This window comes from Limosilactobacillus portuensis, assembly GCF_014838735.1.
Lineage (GTDB): Bacteria > Bacillota > Bacilli > Lactobacillales > Lactobacillaceae > Limosilactobacillus > Limosilactobacillus portuensis.
Window position 1 is genome coordinate 41,343 of record NZ_JABUXQ010000017.1, and the last position, 9,143, is coordinate 50,485.

Consider the following 9,143-nt stretch of genomic DNA (forward strand, 5'->3'; position numbering starts at 1 on the left):
AAATGGGTCCCATTTAAATCCTTGATAGAGCAGTGATGATTTGCTTATCAGTTTTACTTTGGTACTCATCAATCAGGTATGCGTAGGTGTTAGCAGTTATAGAAATATTACTGTGACCTAATCGTTTACTGATTGCATATAGATCTATTCCATTTGCCAATAGGAGTGCCACATGGCTGTGTCTAAGTGAATGAAAGTGAAAGTTACGTCGATCAATGTTTAAGCTCTCTAACAAGTTCCTGAGCGTTTTATTGACTGCATTACTTGTGGGGATGCTTTTGTACTGATTCATAAACACTAAATTAGATTGTCGATTATCTTGAAGAATTTTTAAGTAGTGTAACAACTCAGGATTGACCTTGATTTTACGATTACTTGATTCAGTTTTGGTTGGTTTGAAATCATGAGTATTCATGTCCCACGACTTGTTAATGCTTATTGTCTGGTGTAACCAATCAATGTCATTCCAAGTTAAAGCCTGGATTTCTGCTAATCGCATACCAGTGTAAATAGCGGTGACAATCATAAAGCGACTAGTAAAGCCAGGACGATGTTCAATCTTATCAGTCGCAGCGGTTAGTAATTGGTGAATTTCTTTGAGATTCAAATAGTATACTTTTACGACTTTATCTTTATTAGCAGTCAGCTCTACTCGTTGAGTGAAATCTTTGTATAGATAATCGTCTAGGATTGCAGACTTAACACATGCCCGAATAATTGAATTAACTTTTTTGACGGTGGTAGGGGCGTGAGTAGAACCATATTGATTGATAAATTCTTGATACTTCACACGGGTAATTGATTTTATCTTTTCATCATGAAAGAAGTCTTTGACTGCTTCGCCAGTATACTTATAACGGTCAAGCGTAATTGCTGATAGTTTGTCTCTCTTATAGGTATTAACCCAGTTGTTGTAGTAATCAACCAGACTAATCTCTTTAGCAATTTGCACACCTTTGTTTAATTTATTTTCCTGATCTACTGCCCATTGTTTAGCAAGCAGTTTAGTAGAAAAGCCCGACTTGGACTTAGAATGACGTTTACCGTCACTATCGTACCAGCGGACTTTTGTTGACCAGGTTTTACCACGCTTAAAATAAGTTGCCATAGTATATCCCTCCATTTTTGGTATAATGAAAGGGTTGAATCTGTTATCCGTATAATTCAACCCATAGTCCACTGACAGTTGCAGCTGTTGGTGGACTTTTTTAGTTAGTCATTTTGTTCTATTATCGGGCGTAAGTGCCAATCGTTCGGAAAACCAAGTAAATTTAAAATTGAATTAATATCGATTGATATTAAATGATTTTCCAATGTCTTGGCTCTTTTTCTAATTGTGTTATTTAGTTTTGCGTATTCGGTTTGGCTAATAAAGCATTGTAAACTAATAAATGTACTATACACGGTACTCCTGTCATCATCCGGAATAAAATTATATTTCCCATGTAAATACTCAAAATACTTTGAGTCTGATCGACACCTAAAGTAAATTAAACGATTATTATGGGCACATATATTTCTAGTTTCGTGAATGTTCTTGATGAAAGATACCATTACTTTTGGATCAAATCTATCTTGAAAGTCACAATTATTATCGACAATAAAACTGGTTAAATCATTAGCAATTTTATTTTGAAGACCTCTAGGAACTACATTTATTAAAGTTGAGAGATCACCGAAGTCTAAGTAATCAACTAATACCCAGATAGGGACAAAATGATAGTTATGGAGGTAATAATTGATTGAATTGTTTTGATAATGACTGTTTTTGCTTATTATTCTGTTTATTTTGGAAATGATATAAGCAACAGATAAACTTTTTTGATGATCATAAGCACGTATGTCTAGGTAGGCTTCAGGGTTTTCTTCATGAGTCTCTGCAAATCGATATGCAAAGATTGATTTCAAGTGATGTTCAGCGTCTAAAATATAATTGAACAATGTTTGCTTTAATTCTTTATCAAAAAAGTAAAGTCTACTAACTTCATCAAAAGTAGCACCAGGCAAATATTGTTCTTTTTCCTTTAAGAAAGGCTTGCTGTATCCATTAATGATATTGTAATAATTATTTGTTAATAGATATTTTTTAGCTTTTTTCTCATCAGGGATAATCATTCCTCGTGATTTCAGAAGATTAATCTGCTCATCGATCGTTTTAAATTCTTTAGGTAACAAAAAGAGACCTCCATTCCTAGTAGAATGAAGGTCTCTTCCGCAATAGGCTCCGTAGAGTATCTACCGCTCTTCCTTATGACTACATTCTACTATCATATTTTAACTTGTCAACATCTATATATTATCAATATCGCTTCGTCCCATCCTCCGTGCGAGGATGGGCTTTTTAAATTTTAGATAGATATTTTATTTTGCCATTAATCCTAAAATAAAAAATATTATTGCAACACCAGCATCGTTTAGTAATTTATTGATAACAATTGATAGTTTGACCAGAAAGCTTTCATTTTTAAATTCTTTTGATGAAGAACCAAAGGCAATATCTAGGCAAGTCGCTATGATAACTATTGTTAATAGGACAGTTATAAAATCATGTGATATTAATAAATGCATGAGCATTACGAGTGCAGTTATTAATGGGACAACAAACCAACCGTTGTTTAATAGTTCATCTATTTTATTTTTCATACATACACATTCTTTCGTCCCACCCCTTCGGGTGGGATGTTTTAGTTACCACTGAGTGTTCTGATCATAGTCTGGGAAATTATCATTACCGTTATCCCATGCATTATCACGAGCACTCACCCAATTCTGGAAGTTTTGAGTTTCGTTACCGTTAGCATCTTCAATGCCTCTTCTTACATTTTCTGCGTGCTGCATACTTGCAGTTTCGGCTTGAACCTCGGGATCTCCTCCATTCGCCTCGCAGTATGCATCGTAAGAAGGATAACCTTTATAAGGAATATCATGCCAAGTACTTGGATCAGATTTATTAAACTTCCGCTGTGATGAAGCTTGTTGTTGAGTTTGACTGCTTGCTTTTTCACTCGAAGTAGAAACTGCATTACTAGATGAAGTGTTCTGCTTCTTTTTATTTTGTCTCTTGTGGTGTTTAACCACTTTGCTACTGCTTACCTTACTAGGTGAACTAGCTTTCTTTGTCGATTGATTACCACATGCTGCTAAGCTCATCCCCGCCAGAGCAACAGCGCAAATTAAACCTATTTTTTTCACGGCAGATTCTCCTTTTTTATATGTTATTTAATATTTTTTTGATGACATTGTTAGATAATTACAACTCCACGAATAATAAAGTCATCGTAATCGTGAATAACAATGTCAGAATATTTTTTGTTAAGTGATATTAATTTAATTTCATCGTTGTTATCTATATGAAGTTTCTTAACAAAAAACTCTCCATTTAATTCGGCAATGATAAATTGGTTATTCCTAACATTAGATTTGTCTATTTTGTTGACATAGATGATTTGCTGATTAGTAAAAATTGGTTCCATTGAATCTCCATTTACACGTACAGCAAAATCATGTTCCGGAACAACGCCTTCAACAATGACTTTCTCTGGTTTATCTTCATCTTGAGGAATGTATTCACCTGTTCCAGCAGAAACAGCACCATAAATATATACGATATGCTTATTCTCACCAATTAATGAAGAATAGGCATTTTTTTGTTTGTTTAGCTGATCAGATGCGTAATTGTAAACATTATTTTTACGATCTGAATTAAGTTGATTATAAATTTTTATGAGCTTAGTAGAATTTACATCGGATTGTTTTAACGCTTCTTCAAGTTTTCGACTCCTATCTACATCAAATCCCATTAGCCAAGGTTCACTAACATTCAAAGTTTTAGCAAGTAAATATAAGCGTGGCTGATCTGGCGACTGTTTTCCACTAACATATTGAGATAGTGTACTTTTTCCCATACTAATGTCTAAAGATTTCTGAAAGGGTTTAGACATATTTAAAATGTCGACCTGCTTCAAATTTCTTTCGGACATTAACTGTTTTAATCTATCGGCAGTATTTTCCATGTCCGTTCTCCTTTTATAATATTATGGTTTTATTATAAGTTTGATTGAATATAAGTTCAATAAATAAATTCACGATTTATGAACTTTTATATTGACAAAGATAAAAAGTCATAATATTATAATGAATGTAAAGTTCATGATATGTGAACTAGTCAAGAAAGGAGGAAAATGATATGAAATTTGACTATTCAAAATTGAACGGTCGAATAGTAGAAATTTTTGGAACACAATTGAATTTTGCAATGGCTATGGGATTATCAGAACGTAGCATTTCATTAAAGCTAAATAATAAAGTTTCGTGGAAAAATACAGAAATTGCAAAAGCTACAAAACTTCTAAAAATCAAATCTTCAGAAATACCAAAATATTTTTTTAGAGTTTTAGTTCACGAATCGTGAACTAAAACGTGCTGTAAAGAAAAAAATACGTACTTAGAAGGCGAGCAAATGGAAAGGGTTAAGGATAAACAAAAAAAGGAACCCCTAAAGGTTCCAGTGAAAATTGATAAAGAATCGGCCAAAAAATCTATTATTAATTTTCATCAAAGTCTAAAAATGATTTAATCGCATCTTTAACTAAGTTATCCATGCGTTGCTGTTGGTAAATGTGCTCGTAATTTATCTTCAAGTCTTCTGGATTAACAGTATTTTGAATTGCAACATCTTGCAGCTGTTGGCTAACCTCAGGACTATCAAAATTCTTGTTGAATTCCTTAATGAATTGCGACCAACGTTTTTCAAATTCTTCTTTAGTCATATACTTCACCACCTTTCTAGGTGATTATAGCAAACGTGTTGTAAAGAAATGGTCAAACAAGGAGGTGTAGGGAAAGTGGGTCAATCAAATTGACCGAGTTGCTTTCTAAACAGCAACTTGCTAAATCACAAGGAAAATCCTTGAAAGATGTTGGCCGTGAATCTGGGGTTGGCGAAAATGCTATATACCGTTGGAACAAGGTTCCATCTAAGATTGCAACATTGATTAAGGTTGCAAAGGCTCTGGGAGTTGATTACAAATTACTACTGCCATAAAGGAGGACAAATAAATGACAACTCAATTAAGGGTAATTGGTAGAGAACAAATTGGCAAAATCAAGTTCACTGGAATTGAAGGTGGATTTGGTAATGATAAGAAAGCCATGTTGGTTAAGGATATTGCAAAGATTCATAACCAACCTTTAAAGGAAATTAACCGTCGGATTAATGACAATCGGAAACGATTCAAAGATGGAATTGACCTAATTGATTTTCTAAGTGGCTCAGACCCACTTAGAAACTTTGCAGTAGAAAATGGACTGATTGGTAGCAATCGAACGCAACATGTTTACCTCTTAAGTGAACGTGGCTATGCCAAGCTTCTTAAAATTCTCGATGATGATAAAGCTTGGGACATTTATGACCAGCTTGTTGATAATTACTTCAATATGCGAGTAGCGATTAAGAACAATGAACCATCCCTGGTTCAGCAATGCCGTCTTCAAATTATGGAAGATAATGCGGCTACCCGAAAAGCAAGCATCATGTACAAGATTGCGATGGCAACCGAATCTGATTCAAGCCGTCAATCATTATTAGCTCAGGCGGCTAAAGAATTAACAGGAGAAATGATCATCCCCTCGATGAAACAAAAAGAATACAGTGCTACTGAAGTTGGTAAGCAACTTGGCATTACTTCTAATATGGTTGGTCGAATTGCTAATAAGTTAGGAATCAAGGCTGAGCAACCAGGTCAGAACGAGTATGGTCGTTGGAGTAATAGTAAATCCCGCTATTCAGATAAAGAAGTACCTCAATGGTTATATTTTGATAAAGGTGTTCAAGCCGTAAAGAGCGGGATGGAGGAATAAATAAGAAAGGAATGTTAATTATATGGACTTAGAACTTTATAAAGCATTACGCGATTACATCTTGGATTTGATGAAAATAAAAAGAGCTAGCTTAAGTCCTAAAGATTTAAGCCAGCTGCTAAAAGAATTACGTCAATTACGCTAAATCATCAAATTCATCGTGTGGGAAGAAATGCAAGGATTCAATCACTCCAGGTCGAATAGTAACAGTATCAGTTTTACCTACAAAGCTTACTTCTGATACAACGCCATTCAATGAGAATGATGAAAAGTCTTTTTCAATTGTTTGCTTTTCGTCCTCTACTACAGAATAAAACTCGATTTTAACTAGTTTAGTAACTCTTAATGGATCATGACGATTCTTTTGAAAAATATCAACATCCATATATTTTCACCACCTTTATATTGACCTGTTTTTAATTTTATCAGAAAGGAGGCAACGCGATGCCAGAAACATTAAGTGGACGTGAACGTATTATTAATTACTTAGCTGACCATGATATTTCTCGTGCACAGCTTGCAACTATGTATGGCATGAACAAGCAAGATGTGTCTGATTACTTGGCTGGTCGGAAGAAAAATCCAGCCGCTAATAAATTCATTATTACGTTGATTAAAGACTTTGGAATTAAATATGAAAGGAAGTGATGTCATGAAACCGTCAGAAGAATTTCTGAAAGCATTCGCTAATGAAGAAAAGCGCTTAGCACATGAGGTTGCAAAAGTAGATCCTCATAAGCCAAACGCCTATCAACAAGTAATTAAATTAGCACGTGAATATTCAGATTATTTTGACCGAAATGGTCAGCCAATGCTTGCCATTGAATTCAGAGAGTTTATTAAAGGGTGTTTTGCAAAGAAAGTTAACGCAAGTAGTACCGCATCTCTTGGAATTCGTGAGCTACTTCAACGAGCTGTTGACGGTTTTCGTCCGTAAGTCGTTGCTTTGCTTTCAATGTTTCTACAATTGCAATAAAAGCTTTTATATCAGCGATGAAATCATTATATTTTCCAGGATCTCTAACAGTGCTGGTTTCACTAAAAAGACTTTGGAAACTATCAAAGTTCTTTTTGAACAGATTAAAACGAAACTCTAACTGTTTGGCATGTGCTTTATCAGTAGTTAGTCCTTCAACGATTCCATCAATGTCATCAAGCAATAGTTGCTGATATGTAGGAGCTAAGTCTGCGTATAGTTCTGAATCCATAATATCTGCCTCTTTTCATAGAAGATGGCCTAATTATAACAAAACAAAAAGGAAGTGATGAGGATGGCAAAGAAAAAAACTGAGGGTGTGGTTGTACTAATCTGGCTAACAATTAGTACAGTGTTTGAAATAATTACAATAATTGCTTTCTTAATCTGGAAAACAAAAATAGCGCTATTCTTTTTGAGTGCTCAAACAGTGCTATGGATTTTGATGATTTTGTTGTTCTGGTTATGGAAAAGAAGCTTGAAGAAGCTACTGTAAGTGCATTGTATCTTCAACAATTTTTGCAATAACTTGAGAAGCAATGTTAGAAACAAGACTGACAGATACACTAGTAAACTTACCGGTAATACTTTTTGTTTTACTCCAAACTTTTGGATCACGAATGTTATCCAGAAATTCGTGACCTTTCCAAGTAATAGAGTAAACGTATATATCTCCGATGGTGTTATTAGCGGGACATAATTTCCCGTTTATATAACCTCCTTCAATAAGCTTGGAGACCGTGTAAATGAATTCATCATGTCCTAAGGATTTATAGCTTTCGAAAGTTGCTAAACCATTAGGAGACCATATATTAGTTTGTGATCCATCCCATGTTAAACAGCTTTCTAAATCAAGCATAACCATACGAATACTATCAGTTTTTAATTTCAATTTTATTACTTCCTTTCTAGGAAGAATTATACCAAAGCATTTTGAAGTGGAAATGAAAGGAAGCAATTATCACGAACGAATTAGAACCGTTATCCAATAATTTAGACAAGATTACTACTGAAATCAAAACTTACCAGTCAATTGGTGGACAAGCTATTTTTGAAATTGGACGTCGGTTGAAATGGGTTAAAGAACACGATTTAGCTCATGGTCAATTTATTAATTGGCTCCAGTCCTTAAAAATAGATCGTTTTCAAGCAGCACATTTCATCAAGATTGTTGAAGAACTTCAATCAAATGTGGGTACGTACACACATTTGGGAGCAAAAGCTCTTTATCTTATCGCAACCATGCCACCAGAAGAGCGGAATAAGCCTCAGCAATTATCTAACGGCAAAACAAAAAAGCCTGAAGACATGACCGTTCGGGAGCTTCGTGAAACTAAACGTAAGCTTAAGCAACGTGAGCAAGAATTGTCTGCTAAAGATGCTCAAATAGCAGACCAGCAGGCTGAACTTGAAGAAAATCGCAAAGCACAAGTAGAGCTTACCAATCAACTCCGCGAAGCTTCAAACAGTCAACCAGCTCCTAAAGTAATTACAAAGACAGTTACTAAAGAGGTGCAGGTTGAACCTGATGACTATGAGCAACTTAAGCAAGAAAAGAAGCAATTAGAAGAAAAATTCAGTAAAGCAGCTGGTGAACTTGATAGGGTCACTAATAGACTTAAAGATTACGAGGATGCAGAACACCAAGAACATAGAGCTAATCATTGGAAAAATCAAGGACGTGTGAGTGTCTATAAACTTCGTAGTAATATTCATAATTTTTTGATTACTAATGAAATTGGATCGGAAGATCGTGAAGCAGCCCTTGATTCTGGTAAAGCAGCGTTGGAAAGCCTGAATAAAGCATTAGATGATTTACAGTCATGGATTGATGATAAGCGGTCAATTACTGGGGGTCGTCGAACTGTAAATACATTAGAAGGAGAGATTATCAAATGATTAGAAATAGTGAGATTGTAGGGAAGAGCACGGGTCACGTAGCACAGAAGAAAAGAACTCAACCAATGGCCGAAATGGTTACGTCAATTGATGAATTAGATACGCGGGTTACCAGTCTTGAAGATACTATGCGAATTAATGGAACGCAGGAGTATAGGATTCATGAAGAGGGTAAAACTTCGGTAATTAAGGCATTGGGCGGAAAAGATACACCAGCATATAAACAACTAGGAAGGAAGGTGTTCTCAGCTATTTGGAGTGAATTTAAGCATTATTTTGATATTCCACTGTCAACACCGATTTTAAAATGTAGGATTTCACCGGTTTAAAAATGTCGTTTTTCACCGATTTACTTTTGTGTCTTTGTGTGTTCTTGATAATCTTTCATTCGATATGATTTTCCAGTAAT

Annotated in this window: 18 protein-coding genes; 9 read left to right on the top strand and 9 right to left on the bottom strand. The window is 34.9% G+C overall.

Features of this window, described 5'->3' with window-relative positions; translation table 11 throughout:
- Nucleotides 1–13 precede the first annotated feature (13 nt).
- From HUK49_RS06870 to HUK49_RS06890, 5 genes are all read right to left on the bottom strand, one after another.
- A complete protein-coding gene (locus tag HUK49_RS06870) occupies nucleotides 14–1,108 on the bottom strand; it encodes a site-specific integrase (protein WP_191913152.1) in 1,095 nt (364 codons plus the stop codon).
- A gap of 104 nt (nucleotides 1,109–1,212) precedes the next feature.
- The gene (locus tag HUK49_RS06875) at nucleotides 1,213–2,175 is read right to left on the bottom strand and encodes an Abi family protein (protein WP_328797262.1); all 963 of its coding nucleotides are present in this window, start codon (nucleotides 2,173–2,175) and stop codon (nucleotides 1,213–1,215) included.
- Nucleotides 2,176–2,361: 186 nt separating this feature from the next.
- On the bottom strand, nucleotides 2,362–2,643 hold the full coding sequence (locus HUK49_RS06880; RefSeq protein ID WP_191911348.1) for a hypothetical protein: 282 nt from the start codon (nucleotides 2,641–2,643) through the stop codon (nucleotides 2,362–2,364).
- A 45-nt stretch (nucleotides 2,644–2,688) separates the two neighbouring features.
- Nucleotides 2,689–3,192, bottom strand: a complete 504-nt coding sequence (locus HUK49_RS06885) for a hypothetical protein (RefSeq protein ID WP_191913153.1) — start codon at nucleotides 3,190–3,192, stop codon at nucleotides 2,689–2,691.
- A 50-nt stretch (nucleotides 3,193–3,242) separates the two neighbouring features.
- Nucleotides 3,243–4,013: a S24 family peptidase gene (locus HUK49_RS06890; protein WP_191913154.1), complete on the bottom strand. Its 771-nt coding sequence runs from the start codon at nucleotides 4,011–4,013 to the stop codon at nucleotides 3,243–3,245.
- A gap of 173 nt (nucleotides 4,014–4,186) precedes the next feature.
- On the opposite strand from HUK49_RS06890, the gene HUK49_RS06895 reads away from it, so the two are divergent.
- Nucleotides 4,187–4,411 carry a DUF739 family protein gene (locus HUK49_RS06895; protein ID WP_191913155.1) on the top strand — a complete coding sequence of 75 codons (225 nt, stop codon included), beginning with the start codon at nucleotides 4,187–4,189 and terminating at the stop codon, nucleotides 4,409–4,411.
- A gap of 133 nt (nucleotides 4,412–4,544) precedes the next feature.
- Here the strand turns inward: HUK49_RS06895 and HUK49_RS06900 are convergent, their stop codons facing one another.
- A complete protein-coding gene (locus HUK49_RS06900; RefSeq protein WP_191913156.1) occupies nucleotides 4,545–4,769 on the bottom strand; it encodes a hypothetical protein in 225 nt (74 codons plus the stop codon).
- Between the two features lie 89 nt (nucleotides 4,770–4,858).
- Between HUK49_RS06900 and HUK49_RS06905 the strand changes: the two genes are divergently transcribed.
- From HUK49_RS06905 to HUK49_RS11470, 3 genes are read left to right on the top strand one after another with little or no spacing between them, the layout of a single operon-like run.
- Nucleotides 4,859–5,044, top strand: coding sequence for a helix-turn-helix domain-containing protein (locus tag HUK49_RS06905; protein WP_191913157.1), 186 nt, complete (start codon nucleotides 4,859–4,861; stop codon nucleotides 5,042–5,044).
- 14 nt (nucleotides 5,045–5,058) lie between these two features.
- Nucleotides 5,059–5,859 (top strand): ORF6N domain-containing protein, encoded by an 801-nt coding sequence (locus HUK49_RS06910; RefSeq protein ID WP_191913158.1) that lies wholly within the window; start codon nucleotides 5,059–5,061, stop codon nucleotides 5,857–5,859.
- 22 nt (nucleotides 5,860–5,881) lie between these two features.
- Nucleotides 5,882–6,004 (top strand): hypothetical protein, encoded by a 123-nt coding sequence (locus HUK49_RS11470; RefSeq protein WP_268890010.1) that lies wholly within the window; start codon nucleotides 5,882–5,884, stop codon nucleotides 6,002–6,004.
- Here HUK49_RS11470 and HUK49_RS06915 read toward each other — a convergent pair.
- Nucleotides 5,996–6,244 carry a hypothetical protein gene (locus HUK49_RS06915; protein WP_191911343.1) on the bottom strand — a complete coding sequence of 83 codons (249 nt, stop codon included), beginning with the start codon at nucleotides 6,242–6,244 and terminating at the stop codon, nucleotides 5,996–5,998. The genes HUK49_RS11470 and HUK49_RS06915 overlap by 9 nt on opposite strands.
- 59 nt (nucleotides 6,245–6,303) lie before the next feature.
- Here HUK49_RS06915 and HUK49_RS06920 point away from each other — a divergent pair, with 59 nt between their 5' ends.
- Nucleotides 6,304–6,507: an XRE family transcriptional regulator gene (locus tag HUK49_RS06920; protein ID WP_191913159.1), complete on the top strand. Its 204-nt coding sequence runs from the start codon at nucleotides 6,304–6,306 to the stop codon at nucleotides 6,505–6,507.
- A 4-nt stretch (nucleotides 6,508–6,511) separates the two neighbouring features.
- Nucleotides 6,512–6,796 (top strand): hypothetical protein, encoded by a 285-nt coding sequence (locus tag HUK49_RS06925; protein ID WP_191913160.1) that lies wholly within the window; start codon nucleotides 6,512–6,514, stop codon nucleotides 6,794–6,796.
- Here the strand turns inward: HUK49_RS06925 and HUK49_RS06930 are convergent.
- Nucleotides 6,723–7,067 carry a hypothetical protein gene (locus tag HUK49_RS06930; RefSeq protein WP_191913161.1) on the bottom strand — a complete coding sequence of 115 codons (345 nt, stop codon included), beginning with the start codon at nucleotides 7,065–7,067 and terminating at the stop codon, nucleotides 6,723–6,725. The two genes, HUK49_RS06925 and HUK49_RS06930, sit on opposite strands and share 74 nt — an antisense overlap.
- A 63-nt stretch (nucleotides 7,068–7,130) precedes the next feature.
- Here HUK49_RS06930 and HUK49_RS06935 point away from each other — a divergent pair, with 63 nt between their 5' ends.
- Entirely contained in the window at nucleotides 7,131–7,331 is a 201-nt protein-coding gene (locus HUK49_RS06935; RefSeq protein WP_191913162.1) for a hypothetical protein, read from the top strand.
- Here HUK49_RS06935 and HUK49_RS06940 read toward each other — a convergent pair.
- A complete protein-coding gene (locus HUK49_RS06940) occupies nucleotides 7,323–7,727 on the bottom strand; it encodes a DUF2513 domain-containing protein (RefSeq protein ID WP_191913163.1) in 405 nt (134 codons plus the stop codon). The two genes, HUK49_RS06935 and HUK49_RS06940, sit on opposite strands and share 9 nt — an antisense overlap.
- A 176-nt stretch (nucleotides 7,728–7,903) precedes the next feature.
- Between HUK49_RS06940 and HUK49_RS06945 the strand changes: the two genes are divergently transcribed.
- Together HUK49_RS06945 and HUK49_RS06950 are read left to right on the top strand one after the other, a co-directional pair.
- Nucleotides 7,904–8,734, top strand: coding sequence for an AAA family ATPase (locus HUK49_RS06945; RefSeq protein WP_191913164.1), 831 nt, complete (start codon nucleotides 7,904–7,906; stop codon nucleotides 8,732–8,734).
- The gene (locus HUK49_RS06950; protein ID WP_191913165.1) at nucleotides 8,731–9,063 is read left to right on the top strand and encodes an ORF6C domain-containing protein; all 333 of its coding nucleotides are present in this window, start codon (nucleotides 8,731–8,733) and stop codon (nucleotides 9,061–9,063) included. Before HUK49_RS06945 ends, HUK49_RS06950 begins: the two co-directional genes overlap by 4 nt.
- The last annotated feature ends 80 nt before the right edge of the window (nucleotides 9,064–9,143 follow it).

Coding starts and splice junctions, on each gene's coding strand:
- HUK49_RS06895 (WP_191913155.1), top strand. CDS start 4,187: ATGAAATTTGACTATTCAAAATTGAACGGTCGAATAGTAGAAATTTTT.
- HUK49_RS06930 (WP_191913161.1), bottom strand. CDS start 7,067: ATGGATTCAGAACTATACGCAGACTTAGCTCCTACATATCAGCAACTA.
- HUK49_RS06950 (WP_191913165.1), top strand. CDS start 8,731: ATGATTAGAAATAGTGAGATTGTAGGGAAGAGCACGGGTCACGTAGCA.
- HUK49_RS06870 (WP_191913152.1), bottom strand. CDS start 1,108: ATGGCAACTTATTTTAAGCGTGGTAAAACCTGGTCAACAAAAGTCCGC.
- HUK49_RS06910 (WP_191913158.1), top strand. CDS start 5,059: ATGACAACTCAATTAAGGGTAATTGGTAGAGAACAAATTGGCAAAATC.
- HUK49_RS06890 (WP_191913154.1), bottom strand. CDS start 4,013: ATGGAAAATACTGCCGATAGATTAAAACAGTTAATGTCCGAAAGAAAT.
- HUK49_RS11470 (WP_268890010.1), top strand. CDS start 5,882: ATGGACTTAGAACTTTATAAAGCATTACGCGATTACATCTTGGATTTG.
- HUK49_RS06935 (WP_191913162.1), top strand. CDS start 7,131: ATGGCAAAGAAAAAAACTGAGGGTGTGGTTGTACTAATCTGGCTAACA.
- HUK49_RS06915 (WP_191911343.1), bottom strand. CDS start 6,244: ATGGATGTTGATATTTTTCAAAAGAATCGTCATGATCCATTAAGAGTT.
- HUK49_RS06880 (WP_191911348.1), bottom strand. CDS start 2,643: ATGAAAAATAAAATAGATGAACTATTAAACAACGGTTGGTTTGTTGTC.
- HUK49_RS06900 (WP_191913156.1), bottom strand. CDS start 4,769: ATGACTAAAGAAGAATTTGAAAAACGTTGGTCGCAATTCATTAAGGAA.
- HUK49_RS06920 (WP_191913159.1), top strand. CDS start 6,304: ATGCCAGAAACATTAAGTGGACGTGAACGTATTATTAATTACTTAGCT.
- HUK49_RS06925 (WP_191913160.1), top strand. CDS start 6,512: ATGAAACCGTCAGAAGAATTTCTGAAAGCATTCGCTAATGAAGAAAAG.